Genomic DNA, 25,306 nt, shown 5'->3' with positions numbered 1-25,306 from the left:
CCCTCATGTCCAGCCAGACCCTGCAGACCGGGACCGGCAAGCATTCCGGTCCCACCACCGGCACGCCAGCCACCCGAAAGCCCTACCGCAACCGCCGCCTGCCCGCTGCAGGAACCGTGGGCAGGTACGCCGCGCTGGCCGTCGCCGCGGCGCTGACCCTCGGCCCGGTCATGTGGACCTTGTCCACCTCACTGCGAACGCCGTCGGAATCCTTCAACCTGCCACCGTCCTTCCTGCCCATCAACCCTGACTTCACCGCTTACCAAGAGGTGTTTAAGCAGATCAACGTCAGCCTCCTGGTCCTGAACAGCGCCCTGGTGACAGGGCTGATCGCGCTCGGCCAGATGGCTTCCGCCACCTTGGCCGGCTACGCCTTCGCCCGGCTCGACTTCCGCGGCAAGAAAGCCATCTTCTCGCTGGTGCTGGCCACCATGATGGTCCCGGTGCAGGTCACCATCGTCCCGGTGTTCATGCTGATCCGCGGAATGGGCCTCTCCGACACACTGCTGGCCCTGATCCTGCCGGCCATTCCCACAGCGTTCGGAACCTTCCTCATGCGCCAATACTTCCTGGGCCTGCCAAACGACTTCGCAGAAGCAGCCGCCCTGGACGGTGCCGGACCGTGGCGGATCTTCCGGTCCGTCTATGTCCCCCTGGCGGTCCCCGGCATGGCAATTGTCGGAATCCTTGCCTTCAACTTCCACTGGAACGAGTTCTTCCGGCCACTGATCCTCACCATCAGCGAACAGAACTTCACGCTCCCCCTCGGCCTGGTCACGCTCCAAGGCAACCTCGGCACCGGCAGCATATCCGTGGTCCTCGCCGGCGTGATCCTGTCCATGCTGCCGGCACTGGTCGTCTTCATCTTCGGCCAGCGCACCCTGCGGGAAGGCCTTACGGCCGGCGCCAGCAAATAACACAGACTTCCAAAAGGAACCCCATGGATACACTCACCACCAGCAACACAGCAGCCACCGCCGACATCTACCGGCCGGCCCTGCACTATGCCGCCCGGAACACCTGGCTCAATGACCCCAACGGGCTGATTTTCCATAACGGCCTCTATCACCTCTACTACCAGAACAATCCGCTGGGAAACGTGTGGGGAAACATGTCCTGGGGCCATGCCACCTCCACCGATTTGCTGACCTGGACCGAACACGCCGTTGCCATCGCCTGCGATGAGAACGAGGACATTTTCTCCGGCAGCATCGTCCATGACCGTCACAACACCAGCGGCTTCAGCGCCGGATCCGACGGGCCCCTGGTGGCGGTTTACACCAGCGCTTTCAAACCGGGCTCATTGCATGAGGGCGTCCAGGCCCAGTCCCTGGCCTACAGCCTGGACGGGGGCTATACCTGGACTAAACACGGAGGCAACCCCGTGCTCAACCGCGGGTCCGCCGAGTTCCGCGACCCCAAGGTTTTAAGGTACGACGGCGGCGCTGGCAGCTACTGGGTGATGGTCGCCGTCGAAGCCACAGACTTCCAGGTGGTGCTCTATAAGTCCGACGATCTGAAGAACTGGGAGCTGCTGAGCACCTTCGGCCCCGCAAACGCAACAGGCGGCGTCTGGGAATGCCCTGACCTGTTTCCCCTGCCGGTGGACGGCGACCCTGAAAACCTTAAGTGGGTCCTCACGGTCAACCTCAACCCCGGCGGGCCCAACAGGGGGTCAGCCGGCCAGTACTTCATCGGCGACTTCGACGGGACCACGTTCATCCCTGACAGCACCGTGACCGAAGGATTCCAGGACCCGGACCGGCTGGGCGAGTACCAGTGGCTGGACTGGGGCCGGGATTACTACGCCGCTGTCTCCTTCAGCGACGCCCCGGACAACCGCCGTCTCATGATCGCCTGGATGAACAACTGGGAATACGCCAACCACATCCCCACCACCCCCTGGCGCAGCCCCATGAGCCTCGCCCGCGAAATTTCCCTCCAGACACGGGACGGAAACGTGTGCCTGGTCCAGCAGCCCGCGGGTGACTGGACAGCCCTGGCCGACCGGGACACGTACCGCCTCGCTGAGACCACCATCAATGACGGCGTGCAGGTGCTGAAGAGTGCGGAAGGCACGGTCCAGCGCATCGACGTGAGCTTCACCCCCGGAAGCGCGGAGGAATTCGGCCTCATCCTGCGCGGAGACGGTGTGACGGGAACCCGCGTGGGCATCCGCTCCAGCGAAGGCACATTGTTCGTTGACCGGCGGAAATCCGGGCAGACCGACTTCCACGATTCCTTCCCCTCCATCGATACTGCCCCTCTCCAGGCAGCATCGGGATCCTACGACCTCACCATCTTTGTGGACCGCTGCTCCGTTGAAGTGTTCGCCCAGTACGGCCGCGTCACCATGACCGAACTGATCTTCCCGGCCGAAACCAGCACCAGCCTCTCCGTCTACGCCACCGGCGGGGCGGCAACCATCACCAGCCTCCAGGTCACGCAGCTCTCGTAGGGCGGCACCAAGCAAAGAACAACAAAACATGCACAGCACCAGCAAATCCGGGCCCTCCCGGGCTGGTGCTGGACGCCTGCGAGGCGGTGACTAGGGCCGGACAAGTAACCCTTGACAGCGATCTAGTAACGCGCGTAACCTCTATCACATAACGCAAGTAACGCGCGTTACCCACGGCAGTACCATCCACCACCTCCGGAGCATTCAATGGCGAAGACCACCACCCCGAACCATTCCGGGGCTGCACGGCAGCGGGGCGTCACCATGAATGACGTTGCCAAGCACGCCGGTGTTTCCCGGACCGCGGTCTCGTTCGTGCTGAGCAACCGCGAAAACGCCAGTATCTCCGAGGAAACCCGCATTCGGATCAATGAAGCTGTCCAGGCCCTGGGCTACCGCCCGAACGCCGGAGCACGTGCACTGGCATCCCAGCGCAGCGACTGGTACGGGATTGTCACCGAGATCGTGACGGCACCGTTCGCCGTCGACATCATCAAGGGCGCTCAAGACCAGGCCTGGCTCGACCGCAAGTTCCTGCTCATCGCACCCTCCGACCAGGCCGATGCCGTAGGACCCAACCAGGGCATGGAAGACGCCGCAACCGAGAAGCTGCTGGAGCAGCGCGTGGAAGGGCTTCTGTACGCGGCCACGTTCCACCGCGGCGTGCACGTGCCGGAAAGCACCAAGGAAGTACCCACCGTCCTGATCAACTGCTTCGACGCCGACGGGAAGCTGCCCTCGATCGTCCCGGACGAACGCGCCGGCGGCCGAGTCGCCGTCGAACGTCTGCTTCAGGCCGGCCACCGCAGGATCGGAGTCATCAACCTGGACCCGGACATTCCCGCAGCAATCGGGCGTTTGGAGGGTGCACGCGAAGCACTCGCCGAAGCCGGACTCGAGCTGGACCCCGAGCTCGTGGTGCCCGGATACGCAACGGCGGACGGCGGGTATGACGCCGCGTGCCGCATCCTGGACCGCTACCCGCAGGAGGACAGGCCAACCGCGCTGTTCTGCCTCAACGACCGCATGGCGATGGGCGCTTACGACGCCATCAAGGAACGGGGCCTGACCATCCCCGGAGACATCGCCGTGATCGGCTTCGACAACCAGGAACTGATTGCGGCCTACCTCAGGCCCAAGCTGACCACGGTTGCGCTGCCGTTTGAAAAAATGGGCGCCCTGGGAGTCCAGACGCTCGCAGCTCTGACAGCAGGACAGCCGATCATCGCCGACCAGCAATTGGTCGGCTGTCCGCTGCTAGAACGCTCTTCGGTCTGACCGCGAAATCACTTTCGAAGAGCAACCCCTCCCCCACCACTTCACCTTGCTGATGAAGATAGGAAAGAGACAACCATCATGACACAACCCCGATTCCTGAGGGCTGCCCGGATCACGGCGGCCGGGCTGGCGGCAGGCGCACTGCTTCTGACCGGCTGCGCAGCCAACGGCAACAAGGCTGCCGGCACCGACGCCGCCGCGAACGCCAGCGCCTTCCTCACCATTCCGCGTGAGGACATGGGCACGTTCGTGCAGAACTTCAACCCGTTCGCCCCCACCGTCAGCCCGATGGTCCAGCAGTCCATCTACGAGTCGCTGCTGATCTTCAACCCGGCCAAGGGTGACACAGTGCCGTGGCTGGCCACTGAATGGGTGGCGGCCGACGACGGCAAGTCCATCACCTTCACCCTGCGCGACGGTGTTAAGTGGTCCGACGGCCAGCCCTTCGTGGCCGAGGACGTCGCCTACACCTTCGAGCTCCAGAAGAAGATCAAGGGCGGCTTCGAGTACCTGGACACCGTAAGCGCCGAGGGCAATAAGGTGACCTTCAGCTTCAACAAGCCGTGGTCGCCGGCCCTCTACGACCTCGGACAGCTCACCATCCTGCCCAAGCACGTATGGTCCGCCCTTGCCGATCCGGAGAAGGACGCCAATGCCAAGCCCGTCGGCACAGGCCCTTACACCGAGGTTGACAGTTTCCAGGCCCAGTCGTTTGTACTGAAGAAGAACCCCAACTACTGGCAGCCGGACAAGCAGAAGATCGCCGGTATCAAGATGCTCGCTTTTGCAGGAAACGACGGCGCCAACCTCGCCGCCGCGAACGGCGACGTGGACTGGGCTCCGCAGTACATCCCGAACATCGAAAAGACGTTCGTTTCCAAGGACAAGGAACACCGGCAGTACTGGTTCCCGGCCACAGGTGCCATGATCAACTGGCAGCTCAACACCACCAAGGCCCCGTTCAACGATGTTGATGTCCGCAAGGCGCTGAGCATGGCCGTGGACCGGGAGCAGGTGACCACGATCGGCATGAGCGGCTACGCCAAGCCTGCAGACTGCACCGGGCTCTCCGGCAACTACGAGACCTGGAAGAACAAAGAGGTCCAGGAGAACTGCACCTGGACCAAGCTGGATGCCCAAAAGGCCAACGAACTGCTGGACAAGGCGGGCTACCCGAAGGGTGCGGACGGCAAGCGTACGCTCAAGGACGGCAAGCCGTTCGAGTTCAAGATCTCCGTGGGTGCAACCTCGTCCGATTGGCTGTCCGTGGCCAACGTGATCTCCCAGAACCTGGCAGAGGTGGGCGTTACGGCCAAGGTGGAATCCCCGGACTGGGCAGCCGTGGTCGCCGGCTACGAGACGGGCGACTTCGATTCCGGCATCGTCTGGAGCGCCAACGACCCCAGCCCGTACAAGTACTTCAACTCCTCCATGGGCACGGCGACCGTCAAGCCCGTGGGCACCAAGACGTTCGACAACTACCACCGCTTCGGTGACACCACCGCCGATGCCCTGCTGGCAGAGTTCGCTGCAGAGGCCGACGAGTCCAAGCAGAAGGACATCGCCAACAAGCTGCAGGAAGAATACGACGACGCAGCACCGCTGGTGCCGCTGTTCTCCGGCCCGGAATGGGGCGCCTTCAACGACATCCGCTTCACCGGCTGGCCGACCCAGGACAACCCTTACGCCACGCTCTCGGTGAAGTCGCCCACCACGGTGCTTGTGCTGACCACGCTGGAACCGCGCAAGTAGCAAAGCGGGCCGCCCCTGCTGGGCACCCCACACTGCACGCCCGGCGGACGATCAACCCCGCCGGGCGTGCCCCAACACTCCGCAATTCCCGAATGGAGGGAAACCGTGCGCTTCATCCTTCGCCGCCTGGGTTTCTACCTGATCGCCTTCTGGGCATCCATCACCCTGAATTTCCTGCTCCCGCGCTTCATGCCAGGGGACCCCGTTTCCCGCATGTTCGCCCGCTCCCAGGACAGAATGCAGCCCGAACAGATCGAGGCCCTGCGCAAGCTGCTGGGTGTCGATGACCGGCCCCTCTGGGAGCAGTACATCGGCTACATGACCAACATCTTCACCGGTCAAATGGGCGTTTCCATCTCACGGTTTCCCACCCCGGTCACCGAGGTCATCTCGTCCCAGATCGGCTGGACCCTCCTGCTCGGCGGAACCGCCCTGGTGATTGCCGCCGTCGTCGGTAACCTGCTGGGTGTCCTGGCAGCCTGGCGCCGCGGCGGCGCGGTGGACTCCGCGCTTCCGCCGCTGCTCGTATTCATTGGCTCGTTCCCCTACTTCTGGCTCGCGATGGGTGCCCTGTACCTGTTCGGCGTAGTGCTGAACTGGTTCCCCATCCGCCACGCCTTCACCGCCGGTTTGCAGCCCGGGTTTACGTGGGAGTTCATCGGCGACGTCGGCGCCCACCTGGTGCTTCCGGCACTGACCATCGTGCTGGTCTCCATCGGCGGCTGGATGCTGGGCATGCGGAACACCATGATCGCCACCAACTCCGAGGACTACATCACCATGGCCGAGGCCAAGGGGCTCCGCCCGGGCCGGATCATGCTCCGCTACGCAGCACGCAACGCCATGCTCCCGTCGGTCACAAGCTTCGGCATGGGACTGGGATTCGTGGTGGGCGGTGCGCTGCTCACCGAGGTGGTGTTCGCCTACCCCGGCGTCGGCTACCAGCTCCTCAACGCCGTCCAGGGCCTCGACTACCCGCTCATGCAGGGCCTGTTCCTGACCATCACCGCCGCCGTGCTGCTGGCCAACTTCCTGGTGGACATCCTCTACGTCCGCCTCGACCCGCGCGTGCGCAGCAACTAGGGGAAACGATCATGACAACCGCAATCCTGAAGCAACCCGGCACAACGGCCGCCAAAACCCCGGCTGCCCGCAAGCCTAACCGCAGCTTCGTCCACGGCATCCTCACCAACAAAAAAGCTTTGACAGGCATGGCCGTGATGTTCGTCTTCATCGCACTGGCCCTGCTGGCACCGGTACTCTTCCCCGGCGATCCGTCGCGGATCACGGCCATGGCTTCAATGGAACCCTCAGCCGAGCACTGGCTGGGAACGACAGCCAAGGGACAGGACGTGCTCGCGCTGACGGTGCACGGTTCCCGGAGTTCCCTGTTCGTGGGGCTCACCGTGGGCTTCGCGTCCACGTTCATCGGCATCCTGGTGGGACTTGCCTCGGCGTACTTCGGCAAGTTCATCGATGAAGCGCTGTCCCTGGTAACCAACGTCTTCCTGCTCCTTCCGGGCCTGCCGCTGCTGGTCATCCTGGCCGCGTTCCTGCCTCCGGGGCTGGGCACTGTGATTCTTGTCCTCGTGGTCACCGGCTGGGCAGGCTCGGCACGGGTCCTGCGCTCACAGGCCCTCTCCATCCGCTCCAAGGACTTTGTGGCCGCGGCCGTGGTGTCCGGGGAACGGGCCGGCCGGATCATGTTCCGCGAAATCCTGCCCAACATGGCCTCGATCGTCATGGGCACCCTGCTGGCCTGCGTGATCTACGGCATCGGCGCCCAGGCGGGCCTGGAGTTCCTCGGCCTGGGCGATGCCAGCACGGTCTCGTGGGGCAACAACCTCTTCTGGGCAGGCAACGAAGGCGCCCTGCTGACCGGCAGCTGGTGGGTGTTCGTGCCCTCGGGTGTCTGCATCGCATTGGTCGCCTTCGCCCTTGCCCTCATCAACTATGCCGTGGACGAGGTCACCAACCCGCGGCTGCGGAAGATCAAAACCCCGAAAGATACCGAAAGGAGCACCTCCAAATGACCATCTCCCAAGTGTCCTTCGGCTCCCACGAACCCGTCCTGGACGTCAAGGACCTCACCGTCAAGTACATCGGCGACACCCGCTCCACCACCGCCGTCGACCGCGTTTCCTTCAGCATCGGCACCGGCGAGGTGTTCGGTCTCGCAGGGGAATCGGGCTGCGGAAAGTCAACCATCGCCAACTCGATCATGCGGCTCCTGAAGGACCCCGCGAAGATCGCAGGCGGCAGCATCTCCTTTGGCGGCAAGGACGTGTTGGCCATGAGCCCGGAGGAACTGCGGCGCTTCCGCTGGCAGGACGTGGCCATGGTTTTCCAGTCAGCCATGAACTCGCTCAATCCGGTGCTGACCATCGGTGAGCAGATCGTGGACATCTACACCACCCACGCCGGCTACTCCCGCAAGGAATCGCTGCGCCGCGCTGCTGAGCTGCTGGAACTCGTGCGGATTGACCCCGCGCGCCTCAAGTCCTACCCGCATCAGCTCTCGGGCGGCATGCGTCAACGGGCGGTGATAGCGATGGCGGTGGCGCTGAAGCCGTCGCTGTTGATCCTCGACGAACCCACCACGGCGCTGGATGTGGTGGTGCAGCAGGAGATCATGGCGCAGATCAAGGATCTCCAGCGCGAGCTCGGATTCTCCGTCCTGTTCATTACGCACGATATGTCACTCATGGTGGAACTTTCCCACCGTATGGCCGTGATGTACGGCGGCCGGATTGTGGAGACCGCGAAGGCCCAGGACGTCTACGCCAACCCACGCCACCCCTACACCCAGGCGCTGATGGGCGCGTTCCCGCCACTCACCGGCCCGCGGATTCCGCTGACGGGGCTGCCCGACGGCGTGAAGTTCCGGAACATCCCGGACCTTACCGAGGCAGCACCCGGGCATTTCGTGGCTCCGGTGGGTGCCGATGCTTCAGTGATCGAGTCCGCGAACCTGGCAGGAGCCGCACGATGAGCCACTCCTTAACTTCCCCGGTGGCTGCGTCCACCACCAGCACGCCTGCCCTTGAAATCCGTGGACTCGGCAAGTCGTTCCCCATCGGAGGGCTGTTCTCCCGCGGGTCGGTGCGCGCCCTGCACGGCGTGGATCTGAGCATCGGGCGCGGCGAAATCTTGGCGCTCGTGGGCGAGTCCGGTTCCGGCAAGAGCACCCTGGCCCGCTGCGTTGCCCGGCTCGAGAAGCCGAGCTCCGGCGCAATCCTGATTGACGGCGTCGACATCCTCAAACGCGACCGGTTCCAGGCATCGCGGACGTTCCGGTCCCAGCTGCAGATGGTCTTCCAGGACCCCTTCGGTTCACTGAACCCGGCGCACAGGATCGAGCACTTCCTGCGGCGTTCGCTGGCGATCCACGGCAAGGGCGGCGGTTCCGGGGAGGAGACGCGGCGGCGGCTCGAAGAACTCGTGACCACTGTTGGCCTGCAGGCCGACATGCTGAACTCGTATCCGCACGAGCTCTCCGGCGGGCAGCGCCAGCGCGTTGCCATTGCCCGGGCCCTCGCCGTTGAACCACAGGTCATCCTGGCCGACGAGCCCACCTCCATGCTGGATGTTTCCGTCCGGATCGGCGTGCTGAACCTGATGCGCAAGCTCCGCGACGAGCAGGGGATCTCCATGCTCTACATCACCCACGACCTCGCGTCCGCCCGCTATTTGGCGGACCGGACGGCAGTCATGTTCGCCGGTGAACTCGTTGAGGAAGGCGAGTCCCTGGATCTCCTGGCAAACCCCGCGCACCCCTACACGCAACTCCTGGTGTCGGCCGTCCCGGACCCGGCACGCGCAGGCTCGTACGATCCCGTCCGCCGGGCCGAACTGCGGCAGGCGGTCATGGCTTCGGCCACGTGCGCGTTCGACGGCGACCCGGACCAGGCCTGTTCAGTCGAAGAACCCGTGCGCCACCAGGTTGGAGACCCCGGAAACCGGCACTGGGTGCGCTGCCACCTTTACCGGCCGTGGGCCGGCGCCTCCGGTCATGCCCTGGCGGGCGAACCAACCCAACCCAACCGCCCGGCGTCGAACGCTCAAGAAAAGGCCTCCGCATGACTGAACTGACCCACCCGCTCGCAACCGTCCCGCAGGACGAGTTGGTTGCCCGGGCCGAAGCCGATCCCCTCCGGCCACGCTTCCATTTCGTCTCCCCGGCCGGTTGGCTCAACGATCCCAACGGCGTCAGCCAATGGAACGGCACGTACCACCTCTTCTACCAGTACAACCCGGAGGGCGCGTTCCATCACCGCATTCAATGGGGTCACGCCACCAGCACGGACCTGGTCACCTGGACGGACCAGCCCATTGCCCTGGAACCGTCCGCTGGACCGGACGCCGAGGGTTGCTGGTCGGGGGTCCTGGTGAACGACGGCGGCACGCCCACCCTGGTGTATTCGGGGCGGTCCGAGGGCAAGGAGTTGCCGTGCGTCGCCGTGGGATCCCCGGACCTGCTGACCTGGACGAAGGACCCCGGAAATCCGGTGATCGCGGCACCGCCGGCTGGAGTGGATATCACGGCGTACCGCGACCACTGCGTCTGGCGTGAAGGTACGAAGTGGCGGCAGCTGGTGGGTTCGGGCATCCGCGGGCGCGGCGGCACTGCGTTTTTGTACGAGTCGGCAGATCTGCGGGCGTGGGACTACATCGGGCCGCTGTTCATCGGTGATGCCTCCCAGGGTGACCCCTCCGACACTGACTGGACGGGGACCATGTGGGAGTGCGTTGACCTGTTCCGGGCCGGACGGGGCTCGCTGGGGTCTGCGACTTCCGACGGCTCACCGGATGTGCTGGTCTTCTCCGCCTGGGACGACGGCGACACCCACCATCCGCTGTACTGGACGGGCAGGTATGCCGGAGACAGTTTCGAGCCCGCGGCGCTGCACCGGCTGGACTACGGAGGCCGCTTTTTCTACGCGCCGCAATCGTTCCAGGATGAGGCCGGCCGGCGTGTCCTGTTCGGCTGGATGCAGGAAGGCCGAAGTGATGCGGCGATGGTGGAGGCCGGCTGGTCAGGGGTGATGAGCCTGCCTCGCATTGTCACGGCGGCGGAGGACGGGACCCTCCGCTTCGCACCCGTGCCGGAAATCAAGAAGCTGCGCCGTGAGCACGCCGGTTTGTCCGGGCTGGTGTTGGGCGGTTTGTTGGAACCCGTGGGAACCGGTGTGTCCGGCAAGCAACTCGACCTCGAACTGGACCTCCAACTCGACCCGGGCGCCGTGCTGCGGCTCGGTGTACTGGGTTCCCTTGGCGGGGGCACCTCCGGCAGCCCCGCCGAGGAAACGGTCATCGAGCTGCGAAGGGCGGCTGAGGGCACCGGCAGTGGCACGCTCCGCCTCGACCGCACTCGAAGCAGCCTTGATCCAGCCGTTGATATAGAAGACAAGTCCGGGCCCGTCCCCATGCCCGAAGGACGGGTGCACCTGCGGGTCATCCTGGACCGGTCCGCCGTCGAAATTTTTGCCAACGGAATGCCGCTCACGGCCCGCGTCTACCCCACCCTGGGCGGGGAACGTATCAGCCTTGCGGCAGAGGGTACGGCGCAGGTGCTCTCCCTCGATGCGTGGACCATGGCGGACATCTTTGACGGCACCCGGACCCTCTTCCCCTGAACGCGGGCAGGCTGACGGAATTACGGTTGTCGGAGTCTGGAAATGGCCGGGGATGAGGTCTGAGATAGGCCCTCCGCTTATCTATCGCCCGGTAGGATGGTCAGCGTCGTCCGGATGAGGGTGGCGTTATTGGGGGAGAACTAATGAAGGTTCCAGTCAGGCATGGGCTCGGCAGAAAAATGACGACGGCGGCTGCCGCACTTGTGCTGCTGGCCGGCATCAGCGGCTGCAGCCTGTTCCCGTCGCCGCAGCCTCTGCCGGATACCGCTCCGGCCACTCCTGTGTCAGCGCTTCCGCCGGAGTGCCCCTTCGTTGGCCAGAACGACCTAACGCCGGTCCGGATCCCCCTGGGCACCCCGCGCGAGACGATCGGCAGTGTCCTGAACTCTTACAGCGGCTGGTTCAACGCCGGTTCCGAGCTGATCGCCGCCTGGAGTCCAGGCACGGCCGTCCCTGAGAGCTGTGTTGAGCGGCTTGCCGCAAGGAACGCGGAGGCCTACTCGGCCACCCTGTTCACCACGCACAGCGACGTGGCCTGGCAGCAATACTTCACTTCTGTAAAAGTGATGAACCAGCAGAACCTGGCAGCGGTCCGCTCTGCCGGGCCGGAGGGAAGCGGGCGGGGGAAGTTCGAACTGTTGCAGGAGATCGATTCGAGCGCCACAGACAGCGGAACGTTCCTGAAGTTCGATGCCATCTACCGCCCCGTAGTGGCCGGCCAGGGCAATTGGGAGGACCTGGACAAGCCGACCCGCTGGTACGTGGAACTGGTTCCGGCGGGAGAGTTCCTGGTCATCAACTACATCGAGACCAAACCCGCCGCCGGTTAGAGACTCTCCTTCATCAACCAATTTAGGTTTGGCGCAATATCCATTGTCGGCTTTTAAAAGTAGTGGGGAGAGGTCTCAGAAGGCGCTGCAAACAAGCAACATGCCTAGCACTCTTCTCCCCAAGCACCGGGCCTTTCGACCCCACGACTTCTAGACGGTGATGCTTGCCGGGCGGTGCAGGACCAGCTTGGTGGTCCGCTCTGAATAGGCCTGCGGAGCATCATCGAAGGACACCACGCTGCTGGTGACTTCTTCTGCAGGAAAGTCGTTGGTGTTGATCCAGTCAAGGAGTTCGGGAAGGACTGCCCGTGGGTGGGAAACGCCCAGATGTAAGGTGATGTCGTTGGCATACATGTGCATGAGCGGAACTCCGGTGTTGGTGGCCACGTAGTAGCCCACGGCCGTGCAGGTGCCGCCGGGGGCGGTAGCCCGGATGGCCCTGCGGATGCCTGCGGTCCTGCTGGTTGCCTCCACCACAATGTCGTACCCCCGGCGGTCAGGCACAGCACCGTTCCGGGCTGGACGGTGGGCGTTGGCCCCGAGTTTGGCAGCCCTCGCCAGGCGGTCCTCGCTGGTGTCAAGGTAGTCCACTGCACTCGCACCATGGGCTGCGGCCAGCCCAGCCGCGTAGAGCCCGATTGACTTTGCCCCTCCGCCAAGCACCAGGACAGTGGCACCCGGCCGCTGCTGCAGGTATGGCACCACAGTCCGCCAGGCATCGGCCAGATTGTCGCTGGCCGATGCGACCCGCAGGGGATCAAGGCCGGCTGGAAGCGGCACCAGCATGTGGCTGGCAAACGGGACGCGCAGCAGGTCCGAGACCATTCCGCCATAGGAACCGCTCGCCGGGCCAAATCCATAGGCTGCCAGCGTTCTGCCGTTCCGGGTGGTCAAGCATTTTGAGGTCAGCCCGCGGAGGCACGTAGAGCAGGTTCCGCAGGAAACGGACCAGGGCACCACTACTTTGTCCCCCACGTTCAGTCCGGTGACATCCGCTCCGAGGGACACAACCTCGGCGATGGCCTCATGCCCAATGGCGAATGGCCCCTGGAAAGGGACCCGGCCGCAGATGCTTCCCACTGCGGGGTCGATCAGTCCGGCCTTCAGGCCTGCCGCCATGGCGCGCGACACGCGGTGATGCAGCGGGAGGGTGTCACCATCACACCGGCTCACCACAATGGGACGAACGATGGCATCCTCGCCGGCCAGCAGGACGGGATCTTCGCGCTCGTGCCATTGCAGGTTTCCGGTGGACACGAAGTTCAGTTCGCGCATGGGAGATCCAATCGGGGGTAGTTCCAACTACGGGGTGCAGCTGCTGCTGCCTGATGCCGTTCTCATGCTTCCTTATGAGCCGCCAATGAGATCTCGATCAGCCTACTCACTGCCGTGGCCGTCGAGACGGCGCATCTTCCCCCCGGCAGGGGCGGCCGCGAATCGGTCTGCGACTGCCTGGATGAATCCTTCAGTCGTGACGGTACTGGCCCCAGTTGGCACCAGGCGAGCCAGATCGGCAGTCATTGTTCCTTGTTCCACAGTCCCGACCGTCGCACGCTCGAGCTCAACGGTGAAGTCGGCCAGCGCGGCGTTCCGGTCCAGGGCTGCCCGGTGGGCGAGCCCCCGGGTCCAGGCGAAAATGGTGGCAATGGGGTTGGTGGAAGTCATTTCCCCGGCTTCCCTGCGGCGGTGGTGCCTGGCGATGGTCCCATGGGCTGCCTCGGTGAGCTGGATGCTCCCGTCCGGGGTGGTGAGGACGGAGGTCATGAGTCCGGGGGAACCGAAGCCCTGGGCAACGATGTCCGACTGGACGTCGCCGTCGTAGTTCTTGCATGCCCACACGTAGCCGCCCTCCCATTTGAGGGCGGAGGCCACCATGTCATCAATGAGCCGGTGCTCGTAGAAGAGTCCGGCCGCCTGGTAGCGGGACCGGAACTCCTCGGCGTAAACGCTGTCAAAGACGTCCTTAAAGTGCCCGTCGTAGGCTTTAAGGACGGTGTTCTTGGATGAGAAGTACACCGGATAGCCGAGCTTGAGCCCGCGGGCGAAGCAGGCGCGGGCGAAGTCGCGGATGGAGTCGGTGTAGTTGTACATGCCCAGGGCCACTCCCCCGCACTCCGGGAAGGTGGTTACGTCGTGACTGGTTGCCGGGGACCCGTCGTCGGGCGTGTACGTCAAAGTCAGCCGGCCGGCGCCGGGAACCGCGAAGTTCACTGCCTTGTACTGGTCCGCGTGGGCGTGCCGGGCGATGACGATCGGTTTGGTCCAGCCAGGGACGAGCCGGGGCACGGAATCGATGATGACGGGCTCGCGGAAAATGACCCCGTTCAGCACGTTGCGCAGGGTGCCGTTGGGCGAGGGCCAGAGTCTTGAAAGCCCATATTCGGCTGCCCGGGCGGCGTCAGGGGTGATGGTGGAGCATTTGACGCCCACCCGGTGCTCCGCAACAGCCTCGGCTGCCTGGAGCGTGACCTTGTCGCCGGTCCGCTCGCGGTTCGGCAACGAGAGGTCGAAGCGCAGGATAGGCACGTCGACGTGGGGTGTGATGAGCCTGTCCCTGACGAGGGTCCACATGGTGTGGGCCATTTCGTCGCCGTCGAGTTCGACAATGGGCTGGTTCACGCTGATCCTGTTCATGCTGATGCGGTCTCCTTCGTGTGCGTGGCCTCGATGGTGGAGCGCAGCAGGGAGGGGATGACGCCTCCGGCCCGGAGCAGGGCGACGTCGAGTTCGGTTTCGACGGCGGCGCGCGCGGTGAGCTCCTCGGTCCGACCGTCAGCGAGGTGCAGGACGAGGCGGATCCGGGTGCGCGGGGCGAGCTCCCGGGCGGGCGCGACAATCTCGACCCGGTCTCCAGGCTGCAGGTCCTGAAGCCTGTCGCGGAGATCTTCGGGGGCGATCAGCGGCAGTACACCCATGCCGATCAGGTTGGAACGGTGGATCCGCTCAAAGCTGCCGGCGACAACCGCCCGCACACCGAGGAGCCTTTGGACTTTGGCTGCCCAGTCGCGGGAGGAGCCGGTGCCGAACCGTTCTCCGGCGATGATGACCGTGGAGTTCCCTTCCTGGCGGTAGCGTTCCGCGGCTTCCGGCAGTGGCAGGACATCGCCGCTGGGCCCGTGGACGGTGTGGGCAACCGGGAGCCCACCCGGGATTGCGGTGCCGAGGCGGTTGTTGAGCGTTTTGCTGTGGAACCCGCCGCGGAGCATCACCTCCCAGTTGCCGCGCCGCGAGGCAAAGACGTTGAGGTCGTCCCGGTCCTCGCCTCGCTCCACCAGGAAGTCCGCCACCAGGCTGTCTGCCGGGATCGCGCTGGCCGGGGAGATGTGGTCCGTTGTGATGTCATCGCCGAGGACCAGCAAGGGGTGGGCTATGTAGTGGCCCAGCTGGGTTCCCTGGTCCGGAGAGGCAAAAGGAGGGCGGCGCAAAATGGTGGACTCGGAGTCCCAGGGAAACAGGGGCGAGTCCGGTGCTTCGAGGCGGGACCACATCGGATTCCGCACGGCCACCGAGAAGTCCCTGGCAAAATCCAGCGGGTCCTGGCCGGCTTCCCATGCCTCGTCGATCTCTTCCTGGCTTGGCAGCAGATCATCGAGAGTTACGTGCGCACCTTCTTGGTCGTTCCCGGCACGGAAATCGTGGGCCGCAAGGTCGATGTCCGCCCGGCCGGCCAAGGCGTACGCGACGACCAGGGGCGGGGACATGATGAACCCGAGGTCCAGGTCCGGGTGGACCCTGCCCGGGAAGTTGCGGTTTCCGGAGAGGATGGCCACCGGACGGATCGTGCCTGCATCGAGGCTGGTCTTGATCCGTTCGGGAAGAGGGCCGGGATTGCCGATGCAGGTGGTGCACCCAAAGCCGACGATGTCGAAGCCGACAGCCCCGAGGTCCTCCAGCAAACCGGACCGTTTGAGGTAGCTCGCGGCCGCTGGCGACCCGGGGGCGAGTGAAGTTTTCACCCATGACGGGAGGGCCAGCCCCAGCTTCCGAGCCTTCGCGGCAACCAGGCCTGCAGCGATCAGCAGTTTGGGATCAGTGGTGTTGGTGCAGCTGGTGATGGCGGCCAATGCAACAGGAAACGGGGGCAGGTGGCCGGCCGGTTCGTGTGCCTTGATGTTCTCGGCTTGCAGCACCACAGGAATCCGGGACAGCGCGAGAAGGTCCTGCGGCCGGCGTGGGCCAGCGGCGCGCAGCTCGATCGCAGTGAGGTCCACCGTAATGGTGGAGGTGTAGTGGGGCTCCGCGTCCGGGTCGAACCAGAATCCGCCGGCGCGTGCGTAGGTCTCAACCAGAGTGCGCTGGAACTCGCTGCGGCCTGTTTCACGCAGATAGTCCAGGACGTGCCCGTCAATAGGAAAGTAGCCTGTGGTGGCCCCGTATTCGGGTGCCATGTTGGAAACCACTGCCCGCTGCCCCACTGTCAGGCTGGCGACGCCAGGGCCGAAGAACTCCACGAACTCACCCGATACGCCTACGGCACGCAGTCGCTGGGTGACGGTCAGGGCCAGGTCCGTTGCGGTCGCGCCGGGAGGGAGGGTTCCCGTGAACCTGACACCGATGACGTCCGGAATGCGAAGGGTGGTGGGCATGCCGAACATCACCGTCTGGGCCTCGAGGCCGCCGACGCCCCAGCCCAGGACGCCCACTCCATTAATCATGGGCGTGTGGCTGTCCGTGCCGATCATCATGTCCGGCACTGCCCACGGCAGGCCGCCGTCGTTATTTTCAACGGTGGTGACCACCGTTGCCAGCTGTTCGAGGTTAATGGTGTGCATGATGCCGGTGCCCGGCGGGTTGATGTGGACTGTCTCCATCGCCTGGGACGCCCACTTCAGGAAACGGTACCGCTCCCGGTTCCGCCGGTACTCGTGGACCAGGTTGCGGCCGGCTGCGTCAGGACGGCCGTACTCCTCCACAGCCAGGGAATGGTCGATCGAAACGTCCACCCGCAGCATGGGGTTCAGCGTGGACGGGTCAACACCGGCTTCCGCCAGGGTGTCCCGCATGGCGGCCACGTCCACCAGGGCCGGGGTGCTGGTGGTGTCATGCATCAGTACCCGCTGCGGCCAGAACTCCAGTTCCTCATCCGAAGTCCGGGCCCGGAGCCACGCGCGGAGGTTCCCGATGGTCCGCGCCGACTCGGCCGCCGCAGACCGCCGCAGGGTATTTTCTGCCAGCAGGCGAAGCACCATCGGCAGGCGGTGGAAGTCGGTGCCCAATGCCGCCCTGACGTCAACAGTGCGGAACCTGCGTTCCCCCACCGCAATGGTCTGCTGACCGACGGTGCTTTCGGTTGGGAGCGTCATTGCAACACCTTCTCTGCGAATTCTGGCGGTATGCCCAGTGAGTGGACACATATAGATCATAGCTTATAAGCTACAGCGGTGGCGCTCATCACATCCCAAGCGCCAGAGCACTCCCCAATAGGAAGGAAGGGCGATGGAGCCCCATCCGACGTCTGCTAAGAAAACCTCCCGCATTAGACAGGCGGCTCGTGCCGCGTTCGCAATCCTTGGCATCACCGCCGTCGCTCTCGCCTCCGTAAACGCGTCCGCGAGCGGCTCCGGGGACGACGCCCGGAACCGGCTCACCCTGATCGCGCCGGCCGGCGCGGGAGGCGGCTGGGACGGAGCAGCCCGCGAGGCCCAGCAGGCGATGCGCGCGCAGGGCATCGTCAATAACGCCCAGGTAGTGAACATCCCGGGCGCCGGAGGAACCATCGGCCTGACGAAGTTCGCGGGCATGGAAGGTGAGAGCAGCACTCTGATGCTCATGGGCATCACCATGCTGGGTGCGATCAACATCAACGGCTCGGACACCACCTTGGAGGATGTCACGCCCATCGCCAGGATCACGGAGGACTACGACGTTCTGGTGGTTCCCGCCGATTCACCGTTCAACACCGTGAATGACCTGGTATCGGCCTGGAAGCAGGACCCTGGCTCCTTCGCTTTCGGCGGCGGTTCGCTCGGCAGCGTTGACCAGATGATTATTACCCAGCTCGCCCAGGCCGCCGGCATCGAACCCACCGCGGTTAACTACATCGCTTACTCCGGCGGCGGCGAACTGGCGACCTCGCTCATGTCCGGCACCATCAAAGCCTCAGTGAGCGGCTACGTGGACTTCTCGGACCAGATCGAAGCCGGGCGCCTCAAGGCCCTGGCCGTCTCGGCACCCGAACCCGTGGAGTCGATCGATGTGCCCACGCTGAAAGAACTCGGCTACGACATCGACCTGACCAACTGGCGCGGAATTGTGGCCGCCCCCGGCATCACGCCTGAGCAAAAGCAGGAACTGCAGGACATCGTCACCGAAGTGGTGCAGACCCCCGAATGGAAAGACGCCATAGAGCGCAACCAGTGGACCGACAGGTTCCTCGCCGGAGAGGAATTCGAACAGTTCATCGCCGACGAGAGCGAGGCCGTGAACAAGATCTGGAACGAACTCGGCTACTGACCTCCCCCTCAAACACATCACTGGAGAAGACATGACAATCCTGGTTGGATACACAAAAACCGCCGAGGGCAACGCCGCCCTCCGGCACGGCCTGCAGGCGGCCGAAGTCACCGGAAAGCCCCTTGCCATCTTCCCGCTCGGGGAGATCCTCGAAAGTGGCACCGGCGCTGCCGTTGACACCGCCCTGCATGACGCCGTCGAAGCCGGCGCCACACTCCTGCCCCGGAACCCGCAGGGACGCCATGCGGCCGAAGAATTACTGGACACTGCGATGGAAACCGGCGCCGCCCTCCTGGTAGTAGGCGTCCGCAACCGCTCGCGCGTCAGCAAAGTCATCCTGGGTTCGGACGCACAGAGCATCATCCTTGGCTCAACGGTTCCTGTCCTGACCGTGAAGGCGGACTCCGATGATCACTGACGCAGGCAACAGCGCAGAAACAGCAGAGGAAATTCACCCGGTTGACCAGCACGCGGGCAGGAAACACGGATTCTGGGCCGGCCGCAGCGGCCTGGTGGTTGCAGGCATCCTGGCTGCGATCGGAACCTACCTCACTGCAGGGATCCTGGCCATGGACGTGCCGGAAGGCGCCAAAGCTCCAGGTCCCACCTTCTTCCCCACCCTGATCGTCATTGCCATTTTCGTCCTCGCGGTACTGCTGGTGGTGCAGACCCTGCGGAAGCCCGAGCATGTTGTTGAAGCAGCCGCCGAACACCGCTTCCATACTGACTGGAAGTCGCTTGGGCTCGTCTTTGGATCGTTCCTTGCGTTTGCCCTGCTGCTCGTCCCGGTGGGCTGGCTCATCTCCGCGGCGATGCTGTTCTGGGGTGTATCCCGGGCGCTGGGAAGCAAGCGCCCGCTGTTCGACCTTGGCCTGTCCCTGGTCTTCGCCTCCTGCATCCAGGTCGCGTTCGGCGCCGGCCTGGGCCTCAACCTGCCCGGCGGCATCCTGGAAGGTATCTACGGCTGATGGAATCCCTAACCCTTCTCCTGGAAGGCTTCTCACAGGCCTTCACCCCCATGAACCTGCTCTGGGTATTCGTCGGCGCATTCCTCGGCACCGCCGTCGGCGTGATCCCCGGCCTCGGTTCCTCCATGGCAGTGGCGCTCCTGCTTCCGGTGACCTTCAGCCTTGACCCGGTGGGCGCCTTCATCATGTTCGCCGGTGTCTACTTCGGCGGGCTCTTCGGCGACTCCACCATGGGTATCCTCATGAACACCCCGGGCGGTTCAACAGCGATCGCCACCACCTTTGAGGGCCACCGGATGGCAAAGCTCGGGCGGGCACCGCAGGCACTGGCCACCTCCGCCATTGGAGCGTTCATCGGCGGCCTCATCGCCACCACGCTGGTGGTGTTCTTTGCCCCCAAGCTTGCCGACATTGCCGTGATGTTCGGACCGGCCGAATACTTTGCGCTGGCCGTCTTCGCGTTCATCGCCACCGCCTCCGTGGTATCGGATTCAGTTATCAAGGGATTGTCCGCTCTCGCCATCGGCCTGGCCCTGGCCATTGTGGGAATCGATGGCATCTCAGGAGCGTCCCGCTTCACCGCGGACGTGCCCCAACTTTTTGACGGAATCAGCATCATCGTCATCACCGTGGGCATCCTGGCCCTGGGTGAGGTCTTCCATGTTGCTTCCCGCATCCACCGCGATCCGAAGCTCTCGGCCATCGCAGTCTCCGGCCGCCCCTACCTCTCAAAGCGGGAATTCCGGGAGGCACTGCCGGCGTGGCTCCGGGGTACTGCCTTCGGTGTCCCCTTTGGCGTAATTCCCGTAGGCGGCGCAGAAGTGCCGACCTTCATGGCCTACGGAACGGAGCGCCAGCTGGACCGCAAGCGCCGCGATCCGCAGTTCGGCAAGGGCGCAATCCGGGGCGTCGCCGCACCCGAGGCCGCGGGAAACGCCACCTCCGGTACCGCTATGGGCGCCCTCCTCGCCCTCGGCCTGCCCACCTCAGCCACCGCCGCGATCATGCTCGCAGCCTTCCAGCAGTACGGGCTGCAGCCGGGACCGCTCCTGTTCGAACGCAACGCCGACCTGGTGTGGGCCCTGCTCGCCAGCCTCTTCATCGGCCTGGTGGTCCTGCTGATCCTCAACCTGCCGTTCGCGCCGCTCTGGGCCAAACTGCTGCTCATCCCCAAGCACTACCTCTACGCCGGCATCACAGTGTTCTGCGGGCTTGGCGTCTATGCCACCAGCGCCGCGGTCGCCGACCTCTTCATCGTGTTGGCCATCGGGATCCTTGGCTTCGTCCTGCGCAGGTATGGCTTCCCGCTGGCTCCCATCATGATCGGTGTCGTCCTGGGCCCCCTGGCCGAGACCAGCCTCCGCAACGCCATGATGTCCAGCGGCGGCCAGGTCTCCGTCCTGGTCGACAGCCCGGTCACCTGGACGCTCTACGGAATACTCGCCGTCGTGCTCGCCTACACACTGTGGCGGCGGATCACCACCCGCGCCCGTCAGGACGTCTAGCAGCTACCCATTGCCTGGCCAGTTTGGGGTGGAGCGCGGGATGGCGCCTCCACCCCAGGCTGTGCAAGGTCCAAACCAGGCGTGTGCTGGGAGTAATGTAGCCGACAGCCTATAAAGCAGAAAGGGCGTAAGGAGTACCCGTGCCGATCCCTCCCATAGCGCTGACCAAGAGCGCCTACGCCTACGACGAACTGCGCCGCCGCATACTCACCGGGCAGATCCAGCCTGGCGCAGTCTTCAGCCAGACATCGCTCGCCCAGGAACTCGGAGTAAGCACCACGCCCCTGCGCGAAGCCCTCCGCCGGCTCGCTGCCGAAGGCATGGTGCAACTGGACTCCCACAGGGACGCAAGAGTCACCCCGCTCAGCCCGGATGAGGCCCGCAACCTCTACGTCATCAGGGAAAACCTGGACCCCCTGGCTGCGGCACTGGCCGCCACAAGCCGGACACCCGAAGACATTTCGGCTATTGAAGTAACACTCAAGCAGCTGACCCCGCTGAATGAGTCCAGCGATCTGGACGCGATGACAGCGCACCGCAACTTCCACCGTGCCATCTACACGGCGTCCCACAACCCTCTCCTCATCGGGATCCTGGAAGGCCTTTGGGACAAGGCAGACCAGTACCGCCACATCGGACTGCAAAATCAACAGGACTCGGCAAAAGACCATGCCCGGGTGCAGCAGGAACACGTTCTAATTGCTGAAGCTGTTATCGCCGGTCAAGCCGACCATGCCCGCGAAACCATGCATCGGCACGTCCTCGGCAGTCTGGGCCGGCGGGCAATCGAGGTCCTCGAAGGACGTCAAGAGGGGCGCTGACCAGGTCTCCTCGCTGAGACTGTGTTCATCGGGACATCCTTTAGTGGAGCAGCTACATCTGGGTAGCCATCGTCGGCGGACCGGCGCGCGCCGTGTTCGTCTATCAAGCACCACCTGTTGAAGTACCCGGAACAAGATGTGCCCATTTGGGCTGTCACTGACGTGCTGAGCTTCGGAAACCTGCTGTTCCTCTACGAGCTCATGCAGACCCCGGTGCGCGCTCGGTCGCCCGCATGTTTGGATTCTCCCATCCCAGCCGCTTTGGTGCTGTGCTGCGTATGATGCTGGAAACACGTCTGCCCATGGCTCGCGTCTTTTTAACCGCGCGTTCAAAAGGCCCCTCACTTCGCGAACATGACACAGCCGGGGAGCTCCTGGCGCACTTGCTTGAGCCGGGCTTCACGGTCACGCCCAAAGCACATCAGAGGCTATTGGTCCGACTTGAACCTCTGGAAGCCCTAGTTCTGAATCTGGAACCTGATTGGTCAACCTCGTGTATTAAGCTCGGCACTCCGGCGCTCCTAGGTTGACGGAATCTCTTTTATCGGCACTTTAGATTGGGCGGGGAGTGCCCGTAGAAGGGCTGTTTCCTGCCGTCTTTTCGTGGTTTTTCCTGAATCCGGAGCAGCTACGAAAGAAACGTGTAGCGCTCACGTTGTTTTTCCTTCGGCTTCCGTTCATTTGGTTTGGCAAAAGTTGGCAGTGGTCTCGCCCCCGCGACGGGGCAATACATCACTCCATAAGAGGTTCATTTCGTGTATCCATCCCCTTTTCTTCCGACGAACCGGTTGTCCCGGCCCTTAGGTATAACCGCCGGTGCTCTGGCTTTGCTGGCCACCTGCGCCATGATTAGCCCTGCTGCCACCGCCGCTCCAGTCCCTGCTATGCAACCCGACCCGGCCCTGATCACTGCGCCGTTGCAGATCACCGAAGTCACGCCGGACACGTCCAACGTGGGCACTGCCGACGGTTTCGAGTTCATCGAGGTGTACAACGCTTCTTCCGAATCAGTCGATTTCAGTGATTACACCCTCCGCTACCTCTACCCGCGCGCGGATCTGACCAACTCCAACGTGGTGGACTGGCCGTCCGTGCCTCGTGACGTTTCCATTGCAGCAGGCAAGACCTTGGTCTTCTGGATCAAGAACGGCCAGAACGATTCATTGACCGACGCTGACTTCAACGCCAAGTTCGGTTCCTCCCTGGTCATGGGTGAGAACCTGGTCGAGGTTTTCACCGGGGGCATGGCCAACGGGTCGCCACGCGGACTGGAGATCGCTACGAACACCGGCTTCGGCCTGAACCGCGCCTACTACAACCTTGAAGGCGCCGACAACACCTCCGCCAATCAGGGCATCCAGTACACGGTCAACCCAGAGGACATCTCTCGACAGACCCTGACCGGGATAGCTGCGGCTTCGCCCGGAAGCGTCACGCCGAACCAGGTTCCGGCAGGTCTCATGGTGCTTCCCGTCGACTCGGTGGAACCGTCGGCGACGGATGCAACGGCGCCCAGCATCAACCCCGCGGCAGACTTCTCATTCGAAGCGACTGCCACCGACGACCAGCAGGTTCGCACGGTCACCCTGAACCTGCGTAGCGACCTTGAACCCGAATTTCAGACCCATTATCTGAAGGCCGGACAGGACGACCGCTACGAACACATCCTCGACGTGTTCGACCCGGCAGACAAGCTCTGGTACGAGTACTACTTCACCGTCTCGGACGGAACCAACAGAGTCAAAACTGAAGTTCGACGCGTTAACGTCGAAGGTGGCGACAGTGCACCGGCAGAATCAAGCTGGGCCGCCTCCGCCTACCGGGGCGGCGTCGAAGTCGTCAAAGCTGCCGAGGCGAACCAGCAGGTTCTCAACGGGACCGTGTTCCATGACAGGAACAGGAACTCGACCCAGGATTCCGGTGAGCCGGGCCTGCCCGGGGCGACGGTTTCCAACGGCCGCGATGTCGTTACCTCGGACGGGCAGGGCCGCTACGAACTGCCGGCATTCGATAATATGACCGTCTTCGTGACACAGCCGCGCGGCTACCAGGTGCCGGTGGACGAGGACAACGTCGCACAGTTCTTCTATAACCACCTGCCCGCAGGCTCCCCTGCTCTGAAGTACGGTGGCATCGCCCCTACCGGGGCCCTGCCTGACCAGGTGAACTTCCCCTTGGCCAAGAGTGGCCTGACCCTGTCTCCGGAACAGCACTGCGTGCTCGGTGCGGACGTTCAAACCTACGATCAGGAAGAAGTCAGATTCGCGCGTAACGGTGTCTTCGCCGACCTCGCCGGCCGCACCGACTACGCGGGATGTGGTGCCCTGTTCCTTGGCGACATCGTGGGCAATGACCTGTCCCTCTACTCGCAGACCCGCAATCTGACCTCCATGCTCAACGGCCCGGCCCGCTTCCTGCCCGGCAACCACGACCTGGACTTCGACGCTCTCGACGGTGAGCACGAGTTCGACACCTTCCGCTCCCAGTTCGGCCCGGAGTACTACTCCTACGACACCGGCAAAGCCCACGTCGTCGCACTGAGCAACATCGTGTATCCCGGCACGTCGGGCAACAAATACGACTCGGGCCTCAGTGATCAGCAGCTGGAGTGGCTCCGCGCCGACATCGCGGCTGTCCCCGAGGACCGGGTCATTGTTCTGGGCGCCCACAGCCCCCTGCTCGAGTTCTTCTACAGCGACACCCACTCCACCGAGCCATTGAAGGAGATCTACAAGATTCTTGAAGGCCGTGAAGTGGTCTCCCTGGCCGGGCACACCCACATGGCCGAAAACCTGCGCAAGGGCGATCTGATGGCGGGCTGGACCGACACACTCGGCCACGACGGACTGCCGTTCACCCATCTGACCGTCCCGGCAGTATCCGGCCAGTGGTACGAGGGACGCACCCTTAAGGAGGGCTACCCCACCTCGGTGCAGCGTGACGGCACCCCTCCCGGAGTGCTGACCTTGGATATTAAGAACACGGAAATCCGCGAACGTTTCACCGCCACCGGTGACGACGGTGCCGACCAGATGGCCTTGGGCATCAACTCCCCCACCTACCGGACCTGGTACGACACGTACAAGGAGCGGCGCGGCACAGCTCCGGCCCCGCAGAACCCGAACGCCGTGACCCAAGGCGAGCTCGGCCAGACTTGGCTGACCACTAACTTCTGGATGGGTGCCACCGGCTCCACCGTGAAGGCATCCATCGACGGCGGCCAGCCCGTCGAGGCCACACGCACCCAGTCGATGACCGCCGATGATGTGCCGCGGATCGGCGCCGAGTACACCGACCCTATCGCCAGCCTTGAGCAACTGGTGCATGGCGGCGGCCTCCATGACCGCACCTCCCACCTGTGGCGCGTGAACCTGCCGGCCGTCCTGGCCATCGGCCAGCACACCGCCACCGTTACCGCCTCCGACGTCCACGGAGAGGAATTTACTGAGACCTTCACTTTCGAGGTCACCGAGTAACTTTTCTTCGAGTACGACGTCGGCCCTCACGAAGCAGAGCCTCGCCCCACCGGGAACGATTCTCGAAGGTTACCCACCGCTACTGCTGCTGGCGGACAAACCTCGACGGCTCCCAATTCCAGCCGTGGA

The 25,306-nt window shown here is 64.0% G+C and carries 20 protein-coding genes; 17 read left to right on the top strand and 3 right to left on the bottom strand.

Annotated features, from left to right (window positions below; translation table 11 throughout):
- The first annotated feature begins 5 nt into the window (after positions 1–5).
- The 10 genes from CXX84_RS08855 (at position 6) to CXX84_RS08810 (ending at position 11,954) form a co-directional block, all read left to right on the top strand.
- Positions 6–917, top strand: coding sequence for a carbohydrate ABC transporter permease (locus tag CXX84_RS08855; RefSeq protein ID WP_102976348.1), 912 nt, complete (start codon positions 6–8; stop codon positions 915–917).
- Between the two features lie 23 nt (positions 918–940).
- The gene (locus CXX84_RS08850; protein WP_102976347.1) at positions 941–2,458 is read left to right on the top strand and encodes a glycoside hydrolase family 32 protein; all 1,518 of its coding nucleotides are present in this window, start codon (positions 941–943) and stop codon (positions 2,456–2,458) included.
- Between the two features lie 207 nt (positions 2,459–2,665).
- Positions 2,666–3,736, top strand: a complete 1,071-nt coding sequence (locus CXX84_RS08845) for a LacI family DNA-binding transcriptional regulator (RefSeq protein ID WP_102976346.1) — start codon at positions 2,666–2,668, stop codon at positions 3,734–3,736.
- A 78-nt stretch (positions 3,737–3,814) separates the two neighbouring features.
- Positions 3,815–5,488 carry an ABC transporter substrate-binding protein gene (locus tag CXX84_RS08840; RefSeq protein ID WP_102976345.1) on the top strand — a complete coding sequence of 558 codons (1,674 nt, stop codon included), beginning with the start codon at positions 3,815–3,817 and terminating at the stop codon, positions 5,486–5,488.
- Between the two features lie 105 nt (positions 5,489–5,593).
- Entirely contained in the window at positions 5,594–6,571 is a 978-nt protein-coding gene (locus CXX84_RS08835; protein ID WP_102976344.1) for an ABC transporter permease, read from the top strand.
- A gap of 11 nt (positions 6,572–6,582) precedes the next feature.
- Positions 6,583–7,521 carry an ABC transporter permease gene (locus CXX84_RS08830; protein ID WP_102976343.1) on the top strand — a complete coding sequence of 313 codons (939 nt, stop codon included), beginning with the start codon at positions 6,583–6,585 and terminating at the stop codon, positions 7,519–7,521.
- A complete protein-coding gene (locus CXX84_RS08825; protein ID WP_102976342.1) occupies positions 7,518–8,480 on the top strand; it encodes an ABC transporter ATP-binding protein in 963 nt (320 codons plus the stop codon). Before CXX84_RS08830 ends, CXX84_RS08825 begins: the two co-directional genes overlap by 4 nt.
- On the top strand, positions 8,477–9,571 hold the full coding sequence (locus CXX84_RS08820; protein WP_102976341.1) for an ABC transporter ATP-binding protein: 1,095 nt from the start codon (positions 8,477–8,479) through the stop codon (positions 9,569–9,571). The genes CXX84_RS08825 and CXX84_RS08820 overlap by 4 nt, the downstream gene beginning before the upstream one ends.
- Positions 9,568–11,124: a glycoside hydrolase family 32 protein gene (locus CXX84_RS08815; protein ID WP_102976340.1), complete on the top strand. Its 1,557-nt coding sequence runs from the start codon at positions 9,568–9,570 to the stop codon at positions 11,122–11,124. The genes CXX84_RS08820 and CXX84_RS08815 overlap by 4 nt, the downstream gene beginning before the upstream one ends.
- Positions 11,125–11,267: 143 nt before the next feature.
- A complete protein-coding gene (locus CXX84_RS08810) occupies positions 11,268–11,954 on the top strand; it encodes a hypothetical protein (protein ID WP_146031858.1) in 687 nt (228 codons plus the stop codon).
- Positions 11,955–12,104: 150 nt separating this feature from the next.
- On the opposite strand, the gene CXX84_RS08805 is transcribed toward CXX84_RS08810, so the two are convergent.
- The 3 genes from CXX84_RS08805 to acnA form a co-directional block, all read right to left on the bottom strand.
- Positions 12,105–13,229, bottom strand: a complete 1,125-nt coding sequence (locus tag CXX84_RS08805; protein WP_189337545.1) for a zinc-dependent alcohol dehydrogenase — start codon at positions 13,227–13,229, stop codon at positions 12,105–12,107.
- Between the two features lie 102 nt (positions 13,230–13,331).
- Positions 13,332–14,588: an NADP-dependent isocitrate dehydrogenase gene (locus tag CXX84_RS08800; protein WP_102976338.1), complete on the bottom strand. Its 1,257-nt coding sequence runs from the start codon at positions 14,586–14,588 to the stop codon at positions 13,332–13,334.
- A complete protein-coding gene (acnA, locus tag CXX84_RS08795; protein WP_102976337.1) occupies positions 14,585–17,257 on the bottom strand; it encodes an aconitate hydratase AcnA in 2,673 nt (890 codons plus the stop codon). Before acnA ends, CXX84_RS08800 begins: the two co-directional genes overlap by 4 nt.
- A gap of 133 nt (positions 17,258–17,390) precedes the next feature.
- Between acnA and CXX84_RS08790 the strand changes: the two genes are divergently transcribed.
- From CXX84_RS08790 to CXX84_RS08760, 7 genes are all read left to right on the top strand, one after another.
- Complete coding sequence (locus CXX84_RS08790) at positions 17,391–18,407, top strand: tripartite tricarboxylate transporter substrate binding protein (protein WP_102976336.1); 1,017 nt, start codon at positions 17,391–17,393, stop codon at positions 18,405–18,407.
- 31 nt (positions 18,408–18,438) lie between these two features.
- Positions 18,439–18,825, top strand: coding sequence for a universal stress protein (locus CXX84_RS08785; protein WP_102976335.1), 387 nt, complete (start codon positions 18,439–18,441; stop codon positions 18,823–18,825).
- Complete coding sequence (locus CXX84_RS08780) at positions 18,815–19,375, top strand: tripartite tricarboxylate transporter TctB family protein (protein WP_102976334.1); 561 nt, start codon at positions 18,815–18,817, stop codon at positions 19,373–19,375. The genes CXX84_RS08785 and CXX84_RS08780 overlap by 11 nt, the downstream gene beginning before the upstream one ends.
- Positions 19,375–20,880, top strand: a complete 1,506-nt coding sequence (locus CXX84_RS08775; protein ID WP_102976333.1) for a tripartite tricarboxylate transporter permease — start codon at positions 19,375–19,377, stop codon at positions 20,878–20,880. The genes CXX84_RS08780 and CXX84_RS08775 overlap by 1 nt, the downstream gene beginning before the upstream one ends.
- 140 nt (positions 20,881–21,020) lie before the next feature.
- Positions 21,021–21,701, top strand: a complete 681-nt coding sequence (locus CXX84_RS08770) for a GntR family transcriptional regulator (protein WP_102976332.1) — start codon at positions 21,021–21,023, stop codon at positions 21,699–21,701.
- A 102-nt stretch (positions 21,702–21,803) separates the two neighbouring features.
- Entirely contained in the window at positions 21,804–21,983 is a 180-nt protein-coding gene (locus tag CXX84_RS19545) for an Abi family protein (protein WP_102976331.1), read from the top strand.
- A gap of 602 nt (positions 21,984–22,585) precedes the next feature.
- Positions 22,586–25,177 carry a calcineurin-like phosphoesterase C-terminal domain-containing protein gene (locus CXX84_RS08760; protein ID WP_189337543.1) on the top strand — a complete coding sequence of 864 codons (2,592 nt, stop codon included), beginning with the start codon at positions 22,586–22,588 and terminating at the stop codon, positions 25,175–25,177.
- Positions 25,178–25,306 lie beyond the last annotated feature (129 nt).

It is taken from the genome of Arthrobacter sp. AFG7.2 (assembly GCF_002892835.1).
GTDB lineage: Bacteria > Actinomycetota > Actinomycetes > Actinomycetales > Micrococcaceae > Arthrobacter.
Note: the sequence above shows the minus strand (reverse complement) of the source record. Positions and strands in the feature narration are given on the sequence as shown.

Excerpts from the sequence above, each read along its gene's own strand:
- CXX84_RS08825 (WP_102976342.1), top strand. The coding sequence starts at position 7,518 with ATGACCATCTCCCAAGTGTCCTTCGGCTCCCACGAACCCGTCCTGGAC.
- CXX84_RS08785 (WP_102976335.1), top strand. The coding sequence starts at position 18,439 with ATGACAATCCTGGTTGGATACACAAAAACCGCCGAGGGCAACGCCGCC.
- CXX84_RS08840 (WP_102976345.1), top strand. The coding sequence starts at position 3,815 with ATGACACAACCCCGATTCCTGAGGGCTGCCCGGATCACGGCGGCCGGG.
- CXX84_RS08760 (WP_189337543.1), top strand. The coding sequence starts at position 22,586 with ATGCAACCCGACCCGGCCCTGATCACTGCGCCGTTGCAGATCACCGAA.
- CXX84_RS08790 (WP_102976336.1), top strand. The coding sequence starts at position 17,391 with ATGGAGCCCCATCCGACGTCTGCTAAGAAAACCTCCCGCATTAGACAG.
- CXX84_RS08780 (WP_102976334.1), top strand. The coding sequence starts at position 18,815 with ATGATCACTGACGCAGGCAACAGCGCAGAAACAGCAGAGGAAATTCAC.
- CXX84_RS08805 (WP_189337545.1), bottom strand. The coding sequence starts at position 13,229 with ATGCGCGAACTGAACTTCGTGTCCACCGGAAACCTGCAATGGCACGAG.
- CXX84_RS08830 (WP_102976343.1), top strand. The coding sequence starts at position 6,583 with ATGACAACCGCAATCCTGAAGCAACCCGGCACAACGGCCGCCAAAACC.
- CXX84_RS08820 (WP_102976341.1), top strand. The coding sequence starts at position 8,477 with ATGAGCCACTCCTTAACTTCCCCGGTGGCTGCGTCCACCACCAGCACG.
- CXX84_RS08800 (WP_102976338.1), bottom strand. The coding sequence starts at position 14,588 with ATGAACAGGATCAGCGTGAACCAGCCCATTGTCGAACTCGACGGCGAC.
- acnA (WP_102976337.1), bottom strand. The coding sequence starts at position 17,257 with ATGACGCTCCCAACCGAAAGCACCGTCGGTCAGCAGACCATTGCGGTG.
- CXX84_RS08815 (WP_102976340.1), top strand. The coding sequence starts at position 9,568 with ATGACTGAACTGACCCACCCGCTCGCAACCGTCCCGCAGGACGAGTTG.
- CXX84_RS08810 (WP_146031858.1), top strand. The coding sequence starts at position 11,268 with ATGAAGGTTCCAGTCAGGCATGGGCTCGGCAGAAAAATGACGACGGCG.
- CXX84_RS08845 (WP_102976346.1), top strand. The coding sequence starts at position 2,666 with ATGGCGAAGACCACCACCCCGAACCATTCCGGGGCTGCACGGCAGCGG.
- CXX84_RS08775 (WP_102976333.1), top strand. The coding sequence starts at position 19,375 with ATGGAATCCCTAACCCTTCTCCTGGAAGGCTTCTCACAGGCCTTCACC.
- CXX84_RS08855 (WP_102976348.1), top strand. The coding sequence starts at position 6 with ATGTCCAGCCAGACCCTGCAGACCGGGACCGGCAAGCATTCCGGTCCC.
- CXX84_RS08850 (WP_102976347.1), top strand. The coding sequence starts at position 941 with ATGGATACACTCACCACCAGCAACACAGCAGCCACCGCCGACATCTAC.